Raw genomic sequence first — 22,026 nt, forward strand, 5'->3', positions numbered from 1 at the left:
GATATGATATTAATAGGTAAAAGCTGCTAGAGAAAGTGCGATCGCTACCCACTTTCTTTGACAAAAATATTACGTGTGAATTTATACTCGATATTATTTTCAGTATTAGCAACAAGTCACCACTCCTAGAGTTTGTTTCTTGAGTGACTTGACATATTTAGCTGTATATGTATAGAATAGCGATTTGTGGAAACTTTACCTCATAATATAAACGCTTGGCTAACGTCATTGTCATAGGTGCTCAGTGGGGCGACGAAGGGAAGGGTAAAATCACCGACTTACTCAGCCGTTCCGCAGATGTAGTGGTACGTTACCAAGGGGGTGTCAATGCTGGGCATACAATCGTAGCTCAGAACCAAACTTTTAAACTCCACCTGATTCCCTCTGGTATTTTGTATCCAGATACCGAGTGCATCATTGGCTGTGGGACAGTCATTGATCCACAGGTTTTGATTGCAGAACTCGACCAACTAGAAAAACTCAATATTTCCACTGCCAAACTGTTGATATCTGAAACAGCCCATGTCACGATGCCATACCATCGGTTGATTGACAAGGCATCAGAAGAACGGCGGGGAAGCCATAAAATCGGGACAACCGGTCGAGGAATTGGCCCAACTTATGCTGATAAATCAGAGCGTACAGGCATCAGAGTTTTAGATTTGATGGACTCAGAAGGTCTGCGCGACCAGTTAGAGTGGACAATCAATTATAAAAACGTCATTTTAGAAAAACTTTACAACCTGCCGCCTTTAGACCCAAAAAAAATCATTGACGAGTATTTGGGTTATGCCGATCGCTTGCGTCCTTACGTAATTGATACATCGTTGAAAATATACGATGCCATTCTGCGAAGACGCAACATCTTGTTTGAAGGAGCGCAAGGTACACTCCTGGACTTAGATCATGGCACTTATCCCTATGTTACCTCCTCTAACCCCGTAGCAGGTGGAGCTTGCGTAGGTACAGGATTAGGGCCGACAATGATAGATCGGGTAATTGGCGTATCTAAAGCCTATACAACCCGTGTGGGAGAAGGGCCTTTCCCCACAGAGTTGCATGGAGAGTTAGGTGAACATTTGTGCGATCGCGGCGCAGAATTCGGCACAACCACCGGACGTAAGCGGCGCTGCGGCTGGTTTGATGCCGTAATTGGTCGCTATGCCGTCCGCATTAACGGGATGGATTGTATGGCCATCACCAAACTTGACGTGCTTGACGAATTAGAGGAAATTCAAGTTTGCGTCGCCTACGAAATAGATGGCGAACGCTGCGAACATTTCCCCACCAGTTCCCGTCAGTTTGCCCGTTGTCGCCCCATCTACAAAACCTTACCAGGATGGCAGCAGTCTACAAGTGACTGCCGTACCTTAGAAGACTTGCCACAGCAAGCCCTAGACTACCTAAAATTCTTAGCAGAATTAATGGAAGTCCCAATTGCGATCGTCTCTTTAGGCGCAAGCCGCGATCAAACCATAATTGTAGAAGACCCCATTCACGGCCCCAAACGTGCATTACTACACGCTGACGGCACACCTGCCTCCTTGCTGAGTGCATAGTATTTAGTCATTCGTCATTGGTCATTCGTCATTAGTAAATGACAAAGGACAAATGACAAAGGACAAATGACAAAGGACAAATGACAAAGGACAAATAACATGACTGTGACAGTTGAATCTCAAAAACGCCCAGAAGGCAGTAAGCCAAATGCTTTACGTCGTTCTGGTTTAATCCCCGCCAACTTATACGGACATAACGGTTCTGAATCTATTTCTTTGGTAGTTGATGCCAAAGAAGTTGAACGCCTGCTCAAAAAAGCAGCTGTGAACAAAACCGAAATTGAACTCAACATTCCTGAACTGCAATGGACTGGTAAAACAGTTTTAAAAGAAGTTCAAGTCCACCCAGCTAAGGGTACACCTTATCACTTGAGTTTCTATGCTGGTGCAAAACGCTAGAACAATTGCATTATTTGTTTTTCTAGATAGTTTAACTGTGAAATAATTGCTGATGATGCCAGGGGTGAAACCCTGGTTTTTTGTTAAGCTACTAAAGATGAAAAAGGGGCTAGAGGCACTAGGGATTAGGGTCTAGAGGTTAGAGGTTGGAGGTTAGAGGTTAGTTTTTTTCAAAAACATAAAAATATATCTTTTTCCTTCGTTCTAGCCCCTAGCTCCTAGTCTCTAGTCCTAACACTATAAAAACATCATTCTTTCCTAGCCCCTAGTCCCTAGCCTCTAGTCTCTAACTATAAAAAAATCATTCTTTCCTAGCCCCTAGCCCCTAGCCTCTACCAACAAAAATATGACAGAAGTAACTCTTCCACCTTTAATTCAGCAAATGTTACAGCCTGAGTTTTATCCCCACCCTGTAACAGAACCAATTCGACTCAGCCAAACCCACGTTTCTTATGTGCTGTTAACAGGAAACTACGCCTATAAGCTGAAAAAACCCGTGAATTTTGGGTTTTTGGATTTTTCGACTTTGGAGAAACGACAGCATTTTTGTCAGGAAGAATTACTACTAAATCAACGGGGCGCGGCTGAATTATATTTGGAAGTTTTACCCATCACCCAAGAAGGCGAAAAATATCATTTAGGCGGCGCAGGTGAGCCTGTAGAGTATGTACTCAAAATGCGCGAGTTTCCCCAAGAAACACTATTAAGTAACTTGTTTGCCCAAGGCAAGTTAAATGAAGCGCATTTAGAAGAATTGGGTCGGGTTGTGGCGCAGTATCATGCTAAAACCGAGACAAATGATTATATTCGCAGTTTTGGCGAAGTTCCGCAAATAAGGGCGGCGTTTGATGAAAATTACGAGCAAACGGAAAAATATATCGGCGGCCCCCAGACACAACAGCAGTTTGATGACAGCAAAGCTTATACTGATAAATTTTTTGCCGAAAGACAAGAATTATTCCACACAAGAATGCAAAATCACCGCATTCGAGAATGTCATGGCGACTTACACCTGCGGAATATTTGTCTATGGCAAGATAAAATTCTCTTATTTGATTGCATAGAGTTTAACGAACCGTTTCGCTTTGTCGATGTCATGTTCGATATTGCTTATGCGGTGATGGATTTAGAAGCGCAAGCACGTCCAGACTTGAGTAATGCTTATTTAAATACCTATCTAGAGCAGACTGGCGACTGGGAAGGCTTAGAGGTATTACCAATATATTTAAACCGACAGTCTTATGTCCGGGCGAAAGTCACGTCATTTTTATTAGATGATCCTGGTGTACCAGCAGAAGTTAAACAAGAAGCAGCACAAACCGCCGCCAAATATTACAAGCTGGCTTGGGAATATACTCAACCCAAACAAGGAAGCCTAATTTTAATGTCGGGCTTGTCGGGTTCAGGGAAGAGTACAACCGCAAAATATTTGGCGCGACAATTGAACGCCATTCATATTCGCTCTGATGCGGTGCGGAAGCATTTGGGTGGCATTTCTTTGGCGGAACGGGGTGGTGATGATTTGTATACGCCGGAAATGACGCAAAAAACTTATGCACGGTTGTTAAACTTGGGAACTATACTAGCTAATCAAGGTTTCACTGTGATTTTAGATGCTAAGTATGACCGACAACAACAGCGACAAGAAGCTATTTCCCAAGCGCAACAGTATCAACTGCCTCTGCAAATTGTTCACTGTACAGCGCCCGTAGAAGTAATTCGAGAACGTCTCATTCATCGTACTGGTGATATTGCTGATGCTACGGTAGATTTATTAGCATCACAACTCAAGCAAGTGGAAACTTTTAGTGCAGCAGAAACACCTTACGTCCATACTTGGGATACAACTCAAGCAAACGAGGCACAATTAAAACTTCTGCGCGAGAAAAGGGTTTAAAGGGCAAGGGGGTAAAAGGTATTTGTAAAAATTTTCTCCCTACCCTACCCCCTGGTTACTGAGCGCAGTCGTTCGCGGAGCGTCTCGCAGAGAAGTACACCCCTATACATTTACACCCTTAGTAAACTCATGGCGAAAAATAACAACTTATTTAATTTCACCCCTGACTTTATTTCTCAATTAATTTTTGGGTCATTTTTAACGTTCATCTTGATATTGACGGGTTCCCCGACCTCCCTGAGTATTTTCTTGGGCATTCTGGGTGGATTTAGCTTGGGCTGGCTTACTAGTGCCAGTAAAACTAGTCCCCAAGCGCCAACCATAGCCTCTTCTGATGGTATTGATGCGGGGCTGAAATATTGGTTATTGTTCTTGCTGGGCTTTGTGTGGTTGGGCTATTCAGCACCAATGAGTATTTTACTAGGGGGAATAGGTGCTGTTGGTGGCGGTTGGATTATTGCTTGGTGGGGCAGCAAAGAAGAAACGAGAACTCAGCTACCGCAAAGTTTAATTGAGGGAGAGGAAACCGTAGGTGAAAGATCCACTAAACAACAAAAAAGAAGACCAACTCGCCGCTTCCGTCGCGCTAGAGGGATTAATTTAAGATTTTGGCAGAGGTAGTGCGATGGGAACTTATATCGTGTCCAGTCAAAGACTTATCATCCAGACCGCAGAGGAAGCAGAGGAGAAGGTTTTAAGGTTTCTGCACAGATTCTCGGAATCACCACTCACTGCGTAATACCAATTCTATGTGAGTCTGCATTTAACCTTCATATTTCTTCTTTCTTTGTGTTCTACCCTTCTCCCAAAGGGAGACGCTACGCGAACGGGAAGCCGCTATCGCGTCTATGCGCCCTTTGTGGTTCGTTCTTTAATTCAGTGCATCTTCATACAGAATTGGTATAAGTCCTATTACTTATGAACTAGTCCAGCAATGGCGGTGATTAATTTGGCAGGATCGGCGGGTTTGGCGATGTGCAGTTGAAATCCGGCTGCGAAGACTAGTTGTTGTGTTGTCTCAGCAGCATAAGCAGTAAGGGCGATCGCAGGAATTGTACCACCTTGATCAGCCGGCAGCGATCGCACTTTGCGAATCAACGCATAGCCATCAACATCGGGCATCCCTAAATCACTTAAGAGTAAATCTGGGGGCGACTGGGCGATGGCTTCCCAGGCTGTATGGGCAGATGCAGCTGTGGTGACGATGGCTCCTTGCTGTTCCAAAAAAAATGCCATAAATTCCCTTGTATCTACATCGTCATCCACAATTAACAGTTTGATGCCTTCCAGGGGCTGAGAAATCAAAGAAAAGGGATAGGAATTACCCACTAATTTTTTTTCGGCTATGACTAATTCTTGATTTGCTGGCTGGGCTGGTAAACAAACTGTAAATGTTGCGCCTTGTTCTTCCCCTGGACTTTCTGCCCAAACTCTGCCACCATGTAACTCAACTAATTGGCGAACAATTGCCAAGCCTAGCCCTAGTCCGCCTGATCTGCGCGTAATGCTGCTATCTGCTTGACGAAAATATTCAAATACGAATGGTAAAAATTCCCCACTAATACCTTTACCTGTATCCTGAACTTGGATTTGGGCTTGGGAACCTACTTGGGTTAAATACACATTCACTTGGCCGCCATCTGGGGTAAATTTGACAGCGTTCGATAACAAATTCCAAACAATTTGTTGCAAACGACTGCTATCACCTTTTACTTGTCCAATGTTGGCATCAAGATGCAGTTGAATTTGAATTGATTTGGCTTCTGCGGCTAATTGCACTGTTTCTAAGGCTGCTTCAATGGTCGAAGCAAGGTTAACATTTTCTAAATTCAGTGATAATTTACCGCGCAGAATGCGAGAGATATCTAATAAATCATCAATGAGTTGCACCTGCAATTCGGCGTTGCGTTCTATTGTTTCTAAGGCGCGAAGACTGGCGGCTTCGTTGAGGGTGCGTTTACGGAGTAGCTTTGACCAACCCAAAATCGGATTGAGGGGCGATCGCAGTTCATGGGAAACTATAGCGAGAAATTCATCTTTAATGCGGTTGGCTGACTCTGCGGCTTCTTTGGCTTGCTGACGTTCTGCGGCTAAGGCTAAAGCTTGATCTCGTAAGTGCTTGTATTCCTGCACTCTAAAAGTTAAATCAGTCACATCTTGAATCGAAAACAGTGCATAAAACCCATTACCTTCTAATGCGGGTACAGACGTTACGGTTGTGTGTTGAATGCGGTATTTATCTTGCGGTAACGCTACAGGAATCACATATTTATGCAGTTGTGAAGAAAAAATTGTCGGCGGCCCACCTTCAAAAATTTGCTTTAAGCGAATTGCATAACGAGGTTGATGCAAATGGGGAAAATAATCATTAATTGAGTTACCTAAAATCTGATATCTGGGGATTTTTGTCCATTCTTCTAAAGCACAATTCCAAAATAAAACGGTGTGTTCCGAATCTAAGATAAAAGTTCCCAAAGGAATTTGGTCTAACAAGCTATATTTTTCTTGGGCTTGCTCAATTCTGTTCATCTGCTCACACTGTTTTTATTTGGTGCTGTTCAACCTAATAGGAATTGTCCGCCAATAGTGATATTTCTTCGTCAATCACATGGATTAACGCATCAAATGTTCCTACTTCAAAAATTAAAATAATATCACCAATCAGTTCTAATTGTGCAATTGTAAACCGGGCTTGCGCTAGTAGAATTTTAGTTGCCTCACTAGCATTAGCAGGTAATAATAAATTATCAATCTTATCCTCTAAATATACAGGCAAAGCGTAATTCATGTGTTGCTTTAACACATTACTAATGGAACCCATCACACCATTAATCACAATATTACCAACCTCAGTAAGTGTGCCAATTTTTACTGCATCTAAATCATCTGATCCAGGCTCTTCACCAGTCAAAACTGACACCAAGGCTGAGGCGCTTTCTGTAGGAAAAATTAATCCAGCAGTGCCATAAAATGAGCCTGTAAAGTTTAGTTTGACAGATGCTAAACTCGTATCATTAAATCGGCTATTTAATTCTTGGTAAGCTGCCGTTGCTGTTAAAATTTTTACAAAAGGAATTTCTAAGTGAATGTGGGAATCCACCATTTCATTGAGTAAACTGGCGGCTCGACCAACTCCAATATTGATTAATTCTTGTAAAGCATCTAGTTGATCTGCTGTCACATTCATCGGAATTTATTCCTTGGTTTTAATAGCTTGCTGTACTGCTGCGCGTAATTCTTGTTCTTTGGGTGGTTTATTAATAAAATTAACTGCTCCTAAGCTGTAACTTTGATTGCGGGCGCTTTCTTGAATATCTGCGGAAATGATAATTGTGGGAATGTTTAAGCCTTCATCTTGTAAAGCCTGGAGAAATTCAAACCCGTTCATTTCTGGCATTAGTAAATCAGCCAACACACAATTAGGCTGAGATTGATGAACTATTTCTAATCCTTCACGTCCATTACTGGCTTCTAATATTTCATATCCATCTACTTGCAGAAACTTCCGAATCATTCTGCGAGAAAAAGCCGCATCATCAATAATTAACACTAAGCTCATCAGCCTGTTCCTGAAAAATTTATTTGCTTATATTTCTTTATTGTAAATTTGTGATTTCGCCTAGAAGTCTTGTTAAATAAAACGCAGAGTTTTGCAATTATTTTTAATTTTTATATAAATTAATTTTATATTTTTTCAACAAAATCAACATACCCTCAAGCAACATATAGTGCTGAAACTATAATGCTACTTTGAGGATACTTTTGTCAAACTTATTAGGCTTTGGAAACATAATCTATGGTTGACTGAGCTTGCCGTAACCAGTGTAAAACGGTTGTGTGGTGAATTTCGGTAACACGTTCAATTTCTCGTAGGCTCATCCCCTTGAAATACATTTTTAAACAAAGTTGCTTGATATCGTTTGAATAGCTCCAAGAATGGTAAGATTCGAGAAACTGACGACCACAATGTTTACATTTGTAGCATTGTCGATTTTTACGATGACCATTCTTTGTAGTTTGCGTTGATTGACAACGGGGACATTGCATACTCTAGATTTAATTGCTGGAAGAGATAATCATTATCTTTTCAGCATTAACTACTGTGGGCATCTTGCTGGCGAAATATATCTATTGATTTAAAAAATATTAAAATTAAGACAAAAGATATAGCCATCTTATTTGAGATATAAATCAGGGATTCCAGAGAGACAAGGGGGATAGATGTTTGTAAATCATTTAGGATTGCTATATAGGTTTATCATCTCTGAATCCAATGGAGTTAACAGAAATTGACAACGAGGATCTAGAAGCATTTCTTTTAGAAAGCTATGAAAGTTTGACTCAAATTGAAAGCGATATTATTGAGCTAGAGAAAGCATCTGTTAATCGAGCAGCGTTAGATAGAATTTATCGCTCACTTCATACACTCAAAGGAAACTGCGGCTTTTTGCCATTTCCTAAGTTAGAATCACTGGCTCATGCCGGAGAAAGTTTAATTTCATATTTGCGTGAAGATACAAAGCAATCATTGGTTAACAGCGATCGCAACTTTACAGCCACACCACAAATTATTACTGCCTTACTCCAAACCGTAGATAGCATCCGTCAGTTGCTATCTCAAATTCAAACAACCAAGCAAGAAGGTGATGCAGATTATTCTACACTTATTTGTGCTTTAGCGAAACTACAAGAAAATCAACAGGTAATTACTGTATTATCATCATCGCCAGAAACCGAAGAAAGCACCATCACTGGAGCAGAATCAGCTTATATCCGCGTAAGTGTGAGTTTACTAGATCAACTAATGAACTTAGTCGGGGAACTGGTTTTAACCCGTAACCAAGTCATAGGTTTATCCCAGAGGTATAAAGATAGTAACTTGACAGCAACTTGCCAGCGCCTAAATTTAATTACTAGCCAATTGCAGGAAGGAGTAATGAAAACTCGCCTGCAACAGATGAGTACAATTTGGCAAAAATTCCCCAGAGTAATTCGAGATTTAGCGATCGCGCACGGTAAACAAGTGGCTGTCGAAATTCAAGGAGCCGATACAGAAGTTGATAAAAGCATTATTGAAGCGATTAAAGACCCCTTAACCCATTTAGTCCGCAACTGTATTGATCATGGCATAGAATCACCAACTGAGCGCCATGCTGCTGGTAAATCACCCACAGGTAAGATATCTTTGAAAGCCTGTTATGAAAACAGTAAAGTCAACATTGAAATTAGCGATGATGGGCGTGGTTTATCGCCAACACAACTCAAAATGCGGGCGCAGAAACTAGGTTTACTTACCTCTGCACAAGCTGAGACAATGAGCGATGCAGCAGCCATTAATTTAATTTTCTTACCTGGCTTTTCCACCGCCGCCCAAGTAACAAACATTTCTGGGCGCGGCGTGGGGATGGATATTGTTAAAAGTAATATTGATAAAATTAACGGCAGTATTGAAATTGAAAGTCAGCCCGGACAAGGAACTAAATTTCAACTTAAAATTCCCCTGACATTAACAATTATTCCCGCATTAATTGTCAATAGTAACGGCGATCGCTACGCCATCCCCCAAGCCAGCCTACAAGAATTAGTGCGCCTAGAACCAGAGCAAGCACACAACCAAATTGAAACATTTTACGACGTACCTGTATACCCCCTGCGAGGAAATCTCATCCCCATTGTTAACCTCAATCAAATCCTACACCCATCAAACCCTCCCCACTCCCAACTCCCAACTCAGCACTCAGCACTCAGCACTCAGCACTCAGCACTCACCCTAGTAGTTATCCAAGCCGACAACTATCAATATGGACTAGTTGTAGAAGCAGTGGAAGACATTCAAGATATTGTAGTTAAACCTTTAGGTAAACAGTTGCAAGCTATATCTGTGTTTATGGGTGCGACAATTATGGGCGATGGCAGAGTAGCATTAATCATTGATGCGGTAAATTTGGCAAAACAGGCTGGACTGTATGAAAAACGGCAGCTATTGTCCAGTAATTCTGATGCAAACATTCCCACAGAACAAGAGGAACACCAATTAATTTTACTATTTCAAGGGCCGCAAGGCGCATTGATGGGTATTCCCGTGGCGATCGCTTTTCGCTTAGAAGAAATTCCCTCTACTGCCATTGAAAAAGTCGGTAATCAAGATGTAGTGCGGACTGCTGACAGAATTTTACCTGTAATTGACCTGCAAAAAATCTTTCCGAGTCAGCAGCCAACCCCGAATAAAGAAACCGAAAAACTGCAATTAGTGATTGTTTCTCCCCAAGCCGGATTAAGTGTGGGCTTAGTTGTGGAGCGCATTCTTGATATTGTAGAAGAACCACTGACAGTTAAAGGTATCCCTAGTAGACCAGGAGTTTTGTTTTGTGCTGTGATTCAAGGACAAATCACAGAAATATTAGATATAGAGGCAGTGATTAACATGGTTAACCCTTATTTGTTGCAAGTGAGCGATCGTGGTTGAACAACAACTCTGCACTTTTTGGTTAAATAAAACTTACTTTGGCATTGATGTGCGCCATGTTCAAGAAGTCATTCGTCCCCAAGCCATAACTCCTGTACCTTTAACACCGCCAGATATTTGTGGGTTAATTAACTTGCGTGGACAAATTATTACTGTCATCGATTTGCAACAACGCTTAGATATGGGTGAACCTGCTAGGCGGAACCTTCAACCAGAAGCATCGCCGGGGTTTAATATCGTTGTATCTTCTGATCATGAGATAGTGAGTTTGCTGGTTGATGATGTTGGCGATGTCTTAGAGTTTCCCGAAAACACCTTTCAACCCCCACCCGCCAGCTTAAAAGGTAGAATGCGTGACATACTGGCGGGAGCTTACCCACTAGCAGCAGGGTTTTTGTTAGTTGTTGACACTGAAAAAATTCTCAACGTTAAAATCATTTAGGAGCTATTGGCAATGGCGACAAGTCGGACTGGCAAAACAGCCAACTCGAAATCTCCCACAGAAAACAATCAAACCACCACAGATATACAACTACAACCTTTATTAGCAGCCCTCAAAGCCGCCAAAAATGGAGATTTCACAGTCCGTTTAGCAGTTACTGATGATGGTTTAGGTGAAATTGCCACAGTATTTAATGAATGGGTGAGTTTGAACCACAATGTCAGCAACGAAGTAGCACGCATCGCCACAGAAATTGGTACAGAAGGTAAATTAGGTTCTCAAGCCGTAGTCAAAGGTGCGAAAGGTGCTTGGCAAGAATTAATCAACAACATCAATCAAATGTCTGCAAATATCTCCGAGCAGATTAAAAGCATTCAAGAAGTTACCCTTGTGGTGACTCAAGGCAATTTATCCCAGCACATCGCAGCCGAAAATGCCGGAGAATTTCAGCAGCTAACGGAAAATGCCAATCAAATGATTAGTCGTCTGCGTTCTTCTATCAAGCAAATGGCAGATGTAGCCACAGCCGTTGCATCCTCGGCGGAAGAACTCACCGCAGTCAGCAAAGAAATGACAGAAAACGCCAAACAAACCGCCGAACAAGCAACTTCCGCCTCCGCCTCAGCCGAACAAGTCAATCAAAATAGCATTACAGTAGTGACAGCAGTAGAGGAAATGGATGCCAGCATTCGAGAAATTGCTAAAACCGTTGCTGAAGGTGCAAAAGTCGCCAACCAAGCCGTTAAAACCGCCGATCGCACCAATGGGACAATAGATAAACTCGGTCAAAGTAGTATTGAAATTGGTAAAGTCATTAAAGTTATTACATCCATTGCCCAGCAAACCAACTTACTCGCACTCAACGCCACCATCGAAGCCGCTAGAGCCGGGGATGCAGGGAGAGGATTTGCCGTCGTCGCCAACGAAGTCAAAGAACTCGCCAAACAAACCGCCAGCGCCACTGAAGATATTAGTCAACGCATTGAAGCCATTCAAACTGATACCAAAGGGGCAATGACAGCCATCAGTCAAATTACTGAGATTATCCAGCAAATTAATGACCTGCAAAGCACCATTGCCAGTGCTATAGAAGAACAAACAGCAACCACCAACGAAATTGCCCGCAACATAGCCGAAGCCGCCAAAGGCACCACAGATATTGCCAAAAGTATCGGCATTGTCGCCCTGAATGCTCAAACCACCACCATTGGAGCCAGTAACACTTCCGCCGCCGCCAACGAATTAGCCCGGATGGCTGTAGATTTGCAAAAAATTGTCACGCAGTTTAAGTATTGAAGGGAGTGGGGAGTGGGGAGTGGGGAGTGGGGAGTAGGGAGTAGGGAGTGGGGAGTGGGGAGTAGGGAGTGGGGAGTGGGGAGTAGGGAGTGGGGAGTGGGGAGTAGGGAGTAAGGGTTTATACTGCAATACACTTCAGATAAGAAAACTAAATTAAAACAAAACCAACAAATAATGACTCAACAAAAAACTAAAAAATGATTTTGGAGGGGGTTTGGGGGAGAATCCCCCAAATCTTGTTCATTGTCTGATAGGTAAAACAGAAATCTTTGTGCCTATGCGTAAAACATTAAACTCTTGTTCTTAAAACTACACCATGCCAAAAATTCGGGTATTAGTTGTGGATGATGCGGTATTGGTTCGCAGTCGCGTCAGTAAAATTTTATCCAGTGATCCGCAATTAGAGGTAGTGGGAGTGGCGGCGAATGGTCGCATTGCCTTGGGCAGAATTCCGCAAGTCAACCCTGATGTTGTTCTCTTAGATGTGGAAATGCCCGATATGAACGGTTTAGAAACTCTGGCCGCCCTCCGTCCAATATATCCCCACCTACCAGTAATTATGTTCAGCACCTCCACATACGCTGGTGCGGCTGCTACTTTAGAAGCTCTTTCTTTGGGTGCTTCAGATTATGCCACCAAACCCAGTAATCTGGGGAGTGTGGAGGCTGCCAATGAACATATCCGCCAAGAATTAATTCCCAAAATTAAGTTATTTGGCGCAAGAATGGCGGCATTATCCCCGACTCATCAAAGTTCTGGTGTTGTTCTGCCCATCCCTAGCAAAAAAGCACCAGTAAATGTGGTAGCAATTGGAGTTTCAACCGGAGGGCCGAATGCACTAGCTGAATTACTGAGTAACATATCTGCCGATTTTCCAGTTCCAATTTTGATTGTCCAGCACATGCCACCGATGTTTACAAAGTTACTAGCTGAAAGATTATCTTCTAAGTGTCAACTTCCTGTCAGGGAAGGAGTTGATGGTGTGGAATTAGCTGCTGGCCAGGTATGGTTAGCACCAGGAGATTTCCATCTGATTGTGCAACGGGAGGGAACAAAGGTGCGTTTAGCCATTCATCAAGCACCCCCAGAAAATTCCTGTCGCCCTTCAGTGGATGTCTTATTGCGTTCAGTTGCCCAAGTTTACGGTGCAGGTGCGATCGCAGTTATGCTGACAGGTATGGGTCAAGATGGCTTACATGGCTGTCAGTGTATCCGAGAAGTTGGCGGACAAGTACTAGCCCAAGACGAAGCTAGTAGTGTGGTTTGGGGAATGCCCGGTTTTGTGGTGAATGCTGGACTGGCAAATCAAGTTGTTCCCCTTGAACAAATGGCAGATGAAATTATCCAGCGTGTCAATTCTGTTCCCAGGTTAGGTCTGTTATGAAACAGACAATGAGGATCAATACTGGGGATTTTGACTATTTACGGCAATTAGTTCATCAGCATTCAGCCGTAGTTTTAGATGGCGATAAAACTTATTTAGCGGAATTACATTTGCAGCCAATTGCTGAAGCAGCAGGATTTGAGACTATTACTGAATTAATTGCTCATTTGCGGCATCAGCCTGTGAGTGATTTACATATCCAAGCAATTGAAGCATTAGTTACTAACGAAACTTCATTTTTCCGCGATACCTATCCCTTTGAAGCTTTGAAACAATTGGTATTGCCAGAGTTAATTAAAAAACGACGCATTGAGCGATCGCTGAATATTTGGTGTGCGGCTTGCTCGCATGGACAAGAACCTTATAGTATTGCCATTCTCCTGCGAGAATACTTTCCTTTATTAGCTAATTGGTCTGTTAAAATTATTGCTAGTGACTTTTCTGGTAAAGTACTAGAACGGGCGAAAGCTGGGCGTTATAACCAATTAGAAATTAAACGTGGGCTGCCGAAAAATTTGCGCGATCGGTATTTTAAATTATTAGATAATGAATGGCAAATCCAAGATGAAATTCGGCAGAAAATTGAATTTCGGCAGATGAATTTAGTACATCCTTGGGCAGTGTTACCCCAGATAGATATTATTATGCTGCGGAATGTTTTAATTTATTTTGATATCAATACTAAGAAAAATTTACTCACCAAAGTTAGACAGCAATTAAACCCAGATGGTTATTTATTTCTGGGTAGCGGTGAAACTACAATCAATCTGCATCAATCCTTTGAACGTGTGCAGTTTGACAAAAGCATTTTTTATCGATTACGTCCAGTGGGTTTAGATAATGCGATCGCACTAGGACAGTAAGTCATTTTTGGCATTTATAGCAGTAGGTGTAGGTTGGGTGGAGGAACGGAACCCAACATTCACGCATACTTTGTTGGGTTACGCTATCCCTACACCCAACCTACTATTATCTTAACTGAACCGTATTGAGACATGTTAGGACAATTTGAAAGCGTGAATGCAGGAATAGTAAGATTTTTCCTCCTGCCTTCTGCTATATGATGAGTTTAAGGCTGGATCGTAGATTACTGCGTTAACACAGCCTGCACCCATGCGCTAATATTGTAAGGTGTCTTTCAAAATTAAAAGTATTTAAGTATTTATACTTAGTTAATTTTAAGTCACAACAACACCCAGAAAAAGTCCTGATCATCAGTTTGATAATGATCAAACCGATGCACCATACAAGTAAATTTTTAACAATTAACAATGGTAGAACGCCCAATTAAGAAATCGGAACGTCAAGCCCAAGCTAATACCGAAAACAATTCAGAAAATTCTGATTCTGCGCCTTCTATTGAATCTTATCCAAAACGCTCAAATTCTAGAGACAATCGCTCCTCTGGTAAAAGAAAAAAAGGTACAGCGAAGGAAGAAATTAAACCGCCAGTTAATCCTGCATTAGCGCGTGGGCCGAAACCAGTTAAACCTCCAGTGATTAAACCAGAACCAGAAACAGACTCAGAACCAGTCTCAGAAGAATCCCCCGCCGAATAATTAATTAAGCCAAGGTAAGATTTACCTTGGCTTAATTGTTGAGACCAGTTCATCTGCGGTTAATTTTTTCAATCTAATGCACTATTCTAGTCTAGACAATCCAGTAGGGTGTGTTAGGCGTAAGCCGTAACGCACCTAAAACTTGGTTGTAGATGCGTTACGCTGTCGCTAACACATCCTACGTACAAAGCCATTATTTAAAACCATTTATAGTAATATACTAATAAACTATTTATATACTTTCTTTCACATCATACTGCTACATTTTTCCCCTGAACTAAAAAGTATTCCACAAACTCTAGATAGAAAGAAAAAATTGTCTACGAATTGCAAAATTAGCCAACCTAGCAGGAACTGTAGAACGTTTGAGAATTGGTAAGCGGAGAAATTTACCTGTTAGTAACCTTCCTATTCCCTTTATTCTGGCTTGTATCCTTACAGAGAAAAAAGTGAAATAATCTACGCCATGATTTGTAGCATACATCGGCATAAAAGCAAGCTGATTGTATAGCACATCTGCTCTATGAGTTTTACTTAATCCATGACGAGAATGTTCTAAATTAGGTAAACCGCCATGCTCACCATAGTTGCGGAAAGGAATGTAGTTTTTCAACTGGTGACGACGAAGAAAATTATCAAGATAAGTATCCCAAGTAGAATAAGCATTAGGCTCCAAGCTTTTCATAAGTTCTTCGGCAAAATTAATTAATTTTGCTGCTCCTTGGGGAGTAACAATGTAAGCAACTGTTGATACAGAAAACCCTTCTGCATAGCCATCAGCAGAAACACTATATACTTGAGAAGCGCAAGTATATAGCCAACACATACCTACATCAGTTTGATTCGGGTTGAAAGGTAGAGGAAGTTTGCCAAACCCCACAACGGGAACAAAATCGGCCTCAACAATTAAAGTGGGTTGAGTTTCCCTGGCTGCTATTTGCCAAGCTCTTAAATGATTGAGTAAACAGAGATAACTAGGAGAAAAGTTTTTATATTGTGGTTGGTGCTTCTGTCGGAGGACTTCACACTGTAAACCTTCATTAATCAAAGATGTTTGCAGTAAATTAGTTTGTTCTTTATACGCAATAATAAAAGCTCTGCCAATAACATCAGCAATTTGTAAGGAAGAAAAAGTTTGTTTTTGTGATTTTCTTGGGGTATATTCAGAATTTTGAAGCATTTTCTCAAGTGTTGCTTGAGAATTAGATGATTTTTTATCTTTAAGGGTTAACTCTAACATGGTAGTATTTCCTGATGAATATAAGAATACGGTTTGATTCCTGAATCTAGTTGTATTGGCAGGGAGTAGGGAGTAGGAAAGAAGCCTGATTTGGGTGTACTGATTTTTTCAGAAATCAAATATGAGTCCTATAGTAATAATGTTTAACTACTTAAAAAATGAGTCGAATGAATATTTATTTACTTGTTAATACTTACTTTCGCTGTTTATTCCCAAAACAACTAGGGTGGTTTTACTTAGATATATTTAAGAATCAGTGAATGATATTTAATTTTTAAGTATGATCAGATGCTGAAATATTTACTTCCTCTTGTTCATTTTTTATCAAATATTTAAATTTATTTCTGATAAAAAATGGTTTGATTACTAGCTAAAAATTTTGGGACTGTTGTCTGCCTCAGAAAATTTATCAGCCATCAACATTGAGTAAATAGTCAATTTCTCTATAAACTTATATTTTTCTATACCCGTATAATTACTATTTTGGAAACAAAAATATTTTCGGTTGATTGATTTAGACAGTAAATACTAGGAAAAATCTCAAAAATTCATCAAAATTTAGTTAATCAATCTCGTGGTATCTACATTGACGGTTAAAAATTTTGTTGTGTTGATTAGCCAAGAATGATTTTCCTGTAAATTAATTGCCATTTAATATCATGGTAGTTATATTTGTTTTAAGTAAGTCGCCGCATCTACCTAACTGTATTCTGAAAGCATTTACCTAAAAACCCATAACAGTCTTAAGCATCTTATTTTGCTGGAACAGCAGCAGACGTATAACCAAATATTTTTTGAGGGTGATTTTAATTATTGGATTTACTCTCATTGATAAATGAACTTGTGGAATGAATACCGCATGATTAAAATCACGGCTATACCAGATAAATTCATCGTCGCGAGTTAAATCAGACTTGACTTGGATAGTTCTAAACCTTTAGCCTGACAGACTATTTGGAATTACATCTTTACTTCAATGGCAATTTGCAAACTTATCATCAAAACCGAAGAATATAAATTTTATGTATTGATTATCAAAAACATCTGGATAGAAAAAATACTGGACAGAAGAGCATAGTATTCAAATCACATATTAATTTTGAGTTTAACAAGGGTGTTTTAAATAATCATGATTAGTTATTTTCAATCATAAATTCTCCTCATTTTGATGCTTTTAAGGGAAAAATACATTTTTTAATTTAGCTATGAAGTTCATAAAAGACTCGAAGCAGAAAAAGATGATTCTGCTTCTGCTTCTACCTGGATTTTTTTCACTGGGAATTACAGCCGTAATTGCTGAAGAAACTACGAATACAGCCGTGTTGGGAGGCGACAATATTCAACCTGTTACTTCTAATACTGTGTTCTTTACTAGAGGTGCAACTGCATTAGAGATTGTCAAAACTGCCGATCGCATCGCCGTGGAACCAGGTGATACTGTGGTTTATCGGTTGGTTATCCGCAACACTGGTAACTCTCCCGCCAGCAACATTACCCTGACTGATACTCTCCCCCTCGGCTTGAATTTCGAGACGCGATCGCTGCAATTATCTTTAACCAGCAATAACACCACCACACCCGTCACTGTATCCAGTAGCCGAGATAACCGCACAGTAACTATCAACTACGCTGGTACTATCCCTGCACAGGGAACGATGAATGTCGTCTATGCAGTCACAGTCACACCTGATGCTGTTCGCGGAAGCGGGAAAAACTTAGCCGTCGCCGCCGCAGGTAGCATCCGCAGTAACACAGCCAGCCACTTACTTAAGATTCGTCCTGGTATTATCTCCGACTGTGCAACTTTAATTGGACGAGTCTTTATTGATAAAAACTTTGACGGCGAACAGCAACCAGGAGAACCAGGGATACCCAACGCCGTAATTTACATGGATGACGGAAACCGCATCCTTACTGATGCTAACGGGATGTTTTCTCTAGCTAATGTGATTGCTGGTAATCGGACTGGAACTTTAGATTTAACCAGCCTACCCGGATATAGCCTTGCGCCTAACCTCTACAACATTGAAAAAAATAGCCAATCGCGTCTCGTCCGACTCGCACCCAGAAGCATGGGACGGATGAATTTTGCAGTCACACCAGCATCAGGGGAAGGACGTAATTAAGATGACGCAGATTAGTGCTAGAAAGCGTGACTTAACATTATTAAGCATTTGTAGTGCATTTCCTATCCTCCCAGTTGCGGCGGCGACTGCACAAACACCACCACAAACACAACAAAAAGTTGAATCTCCTAATGTTCCAGAGTTAATTGCACCTGTAGAAGATGATATCGAAGCTGTTTTCTCGCCACCAAGACCAAGCCAACCGGATAAGTTAGTCACTTCAGATCAAATAGACTCTTTCACGTCTGGAGAAAACACAGAAGTCAATCAGGCGAAGATTTCCTCAGATCATATAGATGCGTTGGCTGCTGGAGAGAAAGCTGAAACCAAGCAGACACCAGAAGCAACCGCAACTTCTATTGATTCAGAAATTCGGATTATCACACCAGTTGCAGGTGTAACAGCTGCCAAAACGACTAACTTGGGAGTTCAATATCACCCTGATAACCAAGTCACGGTGACATTGAATGGTAAACCTATTGATGCGTCTATTTCTCAATACTTGCATAAAGATGAAGCACAACAGTTAAACACCTTAATTTGGTATAACGTGCCATTAAATAAAGGTGAAAATACAATCATTGCTCAAGGTGCTGATGGTAAATCAACCAGTGTGAAAGTCACAGTTGAAGAAGTTCAGAAAAAAATTGCGATCGCACCCAGCCAAGAACCCAGAATCCCCGCCGATGGACGCTCTCTCATCACCTTAGAAGGTAAAATTACCGACGAAAAAGGCGAAATCATCACCGAAGATATTTCTGTCACCTTAACAGCTAGTGCAGGTCAATTTGTCGGTGCAGACCAAGATAAAGACACACCAGGGTTTCAGGTACTCGCACGGAAAGGTGAGTTTACAGCCACAATCCAAGCAGGTTTAATCGCTCAAAACGTGAAAATACGCGCGGCGATTAATCAAGATGCAGAGATTGAAGCTTATACCAATGTAGAATTTATTACCAACTTGCGTCCTTCCTTAGCCACAGGTAGCATTAACGTGAGGATTGGCGCAGGTGGTACAGATTACCGAGGTAGTTTCCGCGACTACCTCAACCCCGATAAAATCGGTCGCACAAGTGTAGATGTAGATGCAGCAGTCTTCGCCACAGGTAAAGTTGGAGATTGGTTATTTACAGGCGCATTTAATAGCAAACGTCCCCTAAATCAAGACTGTAACGGAGATAACCGCCTGTTTGGTGGTATTCAATCTTGTGAAAAAGACTATCCCGTATATGGTGATAGTTCTAGCTTTACTAACACTGCACCTTCTACAGATAGTGTCTATGCTCGCATTGAACGCACGCCAGATATCCGAGGTGCAGAATCAGACTATTTTATGTGGGGTGACTACAGCACTGAAGAGTTTGCCAGATCATCCCAGTTATATACAGCTACCACCAGACAACTGCACGGCTTCAAAGGTAATTACAACTTTGGCAACCTGCAACTAACAGCCTTATACGCCAACAATATTCAAGGCTTCCAACGCGATGCAATTACTCCCAACGGAACCAGTGGTTACTACTTCCTCTCTCGCCGCTTAGTTATTCCTGGTAGTGAAAACGTCTTTATCGAAGCTGAAGAAATCAACCGTCCTGGTACAGTCTTGGAACGTAAAGCTTTATCTCGTGGTTCCGACTATGAAATAGATTACGATCGCGGTACATTATTATTCCGTCGCCCCATTGTCGCCACAGAATTAAACCCCTTTGGTAAAACTTTGGTACGCCGCATCGTTGTTACCTATCAAAACGACGCTGGAGAAGACAGCAAACTTTATGCTGGACGACTGCAATATAATCTGAGAACTTCCGAAAATAGTCCCAACGGAAATCCATTTATCGGTGCCAGTTACCTCAAAGAAGACCAAGGACAGCAAGATTTTGAACTATACGGATTTGATTTCTTTGCACCTTTAGGTAATTCTGGGCAAATTATCGGTGAATATGCACACTCTCGCCACAACACCCTCGCCTTTGGTAACGTCAGTGGTTCTGCGTACCGTTTAGAAGCCAGTGCAAATCTCGGTAAAAACTTTCAAGGACAAGCTTACTATCGTTCTGTCACCGAAAACTTTGCCAATAACGCCACTTGGAGTTTCACACCAGGACAAACTCGCTACGGCGCAGCCTTAACAGGGAAACTGGGACAAACCACCAGCTTTAATCTAGGGTACGATCGCGAAGACAATTTTGGTATCGCCCCAGCCGAACGTACCCAATTAATTGACTTATTCAACCCCCAACCTCAAGCCGCACCAGGAAGCAAAATTAATAATTCCCTCACCACTATTCGCGCAGGTATTCAACAAAAAATCGGTCAATCAGATTTAAGTCTGGAATACGTCAACCGTTCCCGCGAAGACCGCATTACTAACCAATTCAACGGAAACGCCAGCCAGTTAGTCTCTCGTCTTGACGTTCCCTTATCCGAATCACTCACATTTCACGCGCAAAACGAACTCAACTTAGGTAAAAGCGACCCACTCTATCCCAACCGCACCACATTCGGCTTAGATTGGGCATTGTATCCTGGCGTAAGTATGCGACTAGCACACCAATTTTATGAAGGTGGGTTATTACAAGGCAATAGCATCACCAGTCTAGATACAATTGTCGAACACAAATTTTCTCCAGATACCACCGTCAGAGGTCGTTACTCAATTTTAGGCGGTGCGGATGGAATGACTGACCAAGGTTCCGTATCCCTCAATCACGGTATCCGCCTCGCACCAGGATTAAAATTAAGCCTCGGTTACGAACACATCTTCAAAGATATTTTTGGAGATTCCGCCACAGGTATCAGATTTGCTCAACCTTACGCAGTCGGACAAAGTGCTTCCTCATTAGGTTTGTTTGCAGGTGATGTTTACAGCATCGGCTTAGATTACACCGATAACCCCAACTTCCAAGCCAACGCCAGATTAGAACATCGTAGTGGCAGCGAAGGCAATCATACAGTAATTTCCGCCGCCGCATCCGGTAAACTTTCCCCAGCTTTAACTGCGGCGGTACGCTATCAACAAGCCGGTGGCGCAAACCAACTGTTGCAAGGATTAGGAGACACCGCAAATCTGCGCGTCGGTTTAGCTTACCGTGACCCCAACGACGATAAATTCAACGCTTTATTAGGATACGAATACCGCCAAAACCCCGCCACCACACCCGATACCTTATTAGCTGGTAGCGGTAACGGTTCCATAGATCATATTTTCTCCGCCGAAGCGATTTATGCACCCAACTGGCAATGGGAATTGTATGGTAAATACGCCTTCCGCAGCAGTTCTACTTCCCTAGCCGAAGATTTTACCAATCACAGCAGCGTTCACCTAGCGCAGTTACGCACAACTTACCAACTAGGCTACCGCACAGACTTAGCCGTCGAAGGACGCTGGCTAGGTCAACCAGAACAAGGCTTTAACGAATTTGGTTTAGCTGTTGAAGGTGGGTATCATTTAACACCGGATTTACGAATTGGCGTAGGTTATGCCTTCGGAAGTGCAGATGACAGAGATTTTAGCGGTTATCGCTCCGCAGGCGGCCCCTATTTAAACATTAGCTTTAAACTCAACGAGCTTTTTGGTGGTTTCGGTAGGCAAAAAGTAGTACCACCACAACAGCAAGAGTCAGTAATTCAACCAGTAGCCTTAGAGTCGAAGTGA

The 22,026-nt window shown here is 41.8% G+C and carries 17 protein-coding genes; 12 read left to right on the forward strand and 5 right to left on the reverse strand.

Features of this window, described 5'->3' with window-relative positions:
• The first annotated feature begins 215 nt into the window (after positions 1–215).
• The 4 genes from H6G79_RS13940 to H6G79_RS13955 all read left to right on the forward strand — a co-directional run bounded on the left by H6G79_RS13940 (position 216) and on the right by H6G79_RS13955 (position 4,476).
• Complete coding sequence (locus H6G79_RS13940; RefSeq protein WP_190589488.1) at positions 216–1,559, forward strand: adenylosuccinate synthase; 1,344 nt, start codon at positions 216–218, stop codon at positions 1,557–1,559.
• A gap of 99 nt (positions 1,560–1,658) precedes the next feature.
• Positions 1,659–1,958, forward strand: a complete 300-nt coding sequence (gene rplY, locus H6G79_RS13945; protein ID WP_190589489.1) for a 50S ribosomal protein L25 — start codon at positions 1,659–1,661, stop codon at positions 1,956–1,958.
• A 346-nt stretch (positions 1,959–2,304) separates the two neighbouring features.
• Positions 2,305–3,855 carry an AAA family ATPase gene (locus H6G79_RS13950; RefSeq protein ID WP_190589490.1) on the forward strand — a complete coding sequence of 517 codons (1,551 nt, stop codon included), beginning with the start codon at positions 2,305–2,307 and terminating at the stop codon, positions 3,853–3,855.
• A 129-nt stretch (positions 3,856–3,984) separates the two neighbouring features.
• Entirely contained in the window at positions 3,985–4,476 is a 492-nt protein-coding gene (locus tag H6G79_RS13955) for a hypothetical protein (RefSeq protein WP_190589491.1), read from the forward strand.
• Positions 4,477–4,767: 291 nt separating this feature from the next.
• On the opposite strand, the gene H6G79_RS13960 is transcribed toward H6G79_RS13955, so the two are convergent.
• The 4 genes from H6G79_RS13960 to H6G79_RS13975 all read right to left on the reverse strand — a co-directional run bounded on the left by H6G79_RS13960 (position 4,768) and on the right by H6G79_RS13975 (position 7,902).
• Positions 4,768–6,384, reverse strand: a complete 1,617-nt coding sequence (locus tag H6G79_RS13960; RefSeq protein WP_190589492.1) for an ATP-binding protein — start codon at positions 6,382–6,384, stop codon at positions 4,768–4,770.
• A gap of 34 nt (positions 6,385–6,418) precedes the next feature.
• Positions 6,419–7,042: a chemotaxis protein CheC gene (locus H6G79_RS13965; protein ID WP_190589493.1), complete on the reverse strand. Its 624-nt coding sequence runs from the start codon at positions 7,040–7,042 to the stop codon at positions 6,419–6,421.
• Between the two features lie 6 nt (positions 7,043–7,048).
• Positions 7,049–7,414 (reverse strand): response regulator, encoded by a 366-nt coding sequence (locus H6G79_RS13970; protein ID WP_190589494.1) that lies wholly within the window; start codon positions 7,412–7,414, stop codon positions 7,049–7,051.
• A 215-nt stretch (positions 7,415–7,629) separates the two neighbouring features.
• The gene (locus H6G79_RS13975; RefSeq protein ID WP_190589495.1) at positions 7,630–7,902 is read right to left on the reverse strand and encodes an IS1 family transposase; all 273 of its coding nucleotides are present in this window, start codon (positions 7,900–7,902) and stop codon (positions 7,630–7,632) included.
• A gap of 226 nt (positions 7,903–8,128) precedes the next feature.
• On the opposite strand from H6G79_RS13975, the gene H6G79_RS13980 reads away from it, so the two are divergent.
• The 6 genes from H6G79_RS13980 to H6G79_RS14005 all read left to right on the forward strand — a co-directional run bounded on the left by H6G79_RS13980 (position 8,129) and on the right by H6G79_RS14005 (position 15,002).
• The gene (locus H6G79_RS13980) at positions 8,129–10,321 is read left to right on the forward strand and encodes a chemotaxis protein CheA (RefSeq protein ID WP_190589496.1); all 2,193 of its coding nucleotides are present in this window, start codon (positions 8,129–8,131) and stop codon (positions 10,319–10,321) included.
• Complete coding sequence (locus H6G79_RS13985; protein ID WP_190589497.1) at positions 10,314–10,763, forward strand: chemotaxis protein CheW; 450 nt, start codon at positions 10,314–10,316, stop codon at positions 10,761–10,763. Before H6G79_RS13980 ends, H6G79_RS13985 begins: the two co-directional genes overlap by 8 nt.
• Before the next feature lie 12 nt (positions 10,764–10,775).
• The gene (locus H6G79_RS13990) at positions 10,776–12,059 is read left to right on the forward strand and encodes a methyl-accepting chemotaxis protein (protein WP_190589498.1); all 1,284 of its coding nucleotides are present in this window, start codon (positions 10,776–10,778) and stop codon (positions 12,057–12,059) included.
• A 316-nt stretch (positions 12,060–12,375) separates the two neighbouring features.
• Positions 12,376–13,443 carry a chemotaxis response regulator protein-glutamate methylesterase gene (locus H6G79_RS13995; protein WP_190589499.1) on the forward strand — a complete coding sequence of 356 codons (1,068 nt, stop codon included), beginning with the start codon at positions 12,376–12,378 and terminating at the stop codon, positions 13,441–13,443.
• Positions 13,440–14,306, forward strand: coding sequence for a protein-glutamate O-methyltransferase CheR (locus H6G79_RS14000; RefSeq protein WP_190589500.1), 867 nt, complete (start codon positions 13,440–13,442; stop codon positions 14,304–14,306). The genes H6G79_RS13995 and H6G79_RS14000 overlap by 4 nt, the downstream gene beginning before the upstream one ends.
• 408 nt (positions 14,307–14,714) lie before the next feature.
• Entirely contained in the window at positions 14,715–15,002 is a 288-nt protein-coding gene (locus H6G79_RS14005) for a hypothetical protein (protein WP_190589501.1), read from the forward strand.
• Positions 15,003–15,300: 298 nt separating this feature from the next.
• On the opposite strand, the gene H6G79_RS14010 is transcribed toward H6G79_RS14005, so the two are convergent.
• Positions 15,301–16,242: an LPS biosynthesis glycosyltransferase gene (locus H6G79_RS14010; protein ID WP_199331569.1), complete on the reverse strand. Its 942-nt coding sequence runs from the start codon at positions 16,240–16,242 to the stop codon at positions 15,301–15,303.
• 1,238 nt (positions 16,243–17,480) lie between these two features.
• On the opposite strand from H6G79_RS14010, the gene H6G79_RS14015 reads away from it, so the two are divergent.
• The gene (locus H6G79_RS14015) at positions 17,481–18,368 is read left to right on the forward strand and encodes a hypothetical protein (RefSeq protein WP_242048345.1); all 888 of its coding nucleotides are present in this window, start codon (positions 17,481–17,483) and stop codon (positions 18,366–18,368) included.
• 1 nt (position 18,369) lies between these two features.
• The gene (locus H6G79_RS14020; protein WP_190589503.1) at positions 18,370–22,026 is read left to right on the forward strand and encodes a hypothetical protein; all 3,657 of its coding nucleotides are present in this window, start codon (positions 18,370–18,372) and stop codon (positions 22,024–22,026) included.

The sequence above is a fragment of the Anabaena sp. FACHB-83 genome (genome assembly GCF_014697485.1).
Classification (GTDB): Bacteria; Cyanobacteriota; Cyanobacteriia; order Cyanobacteriales; family Nostocaceae; genus Nostoc_B.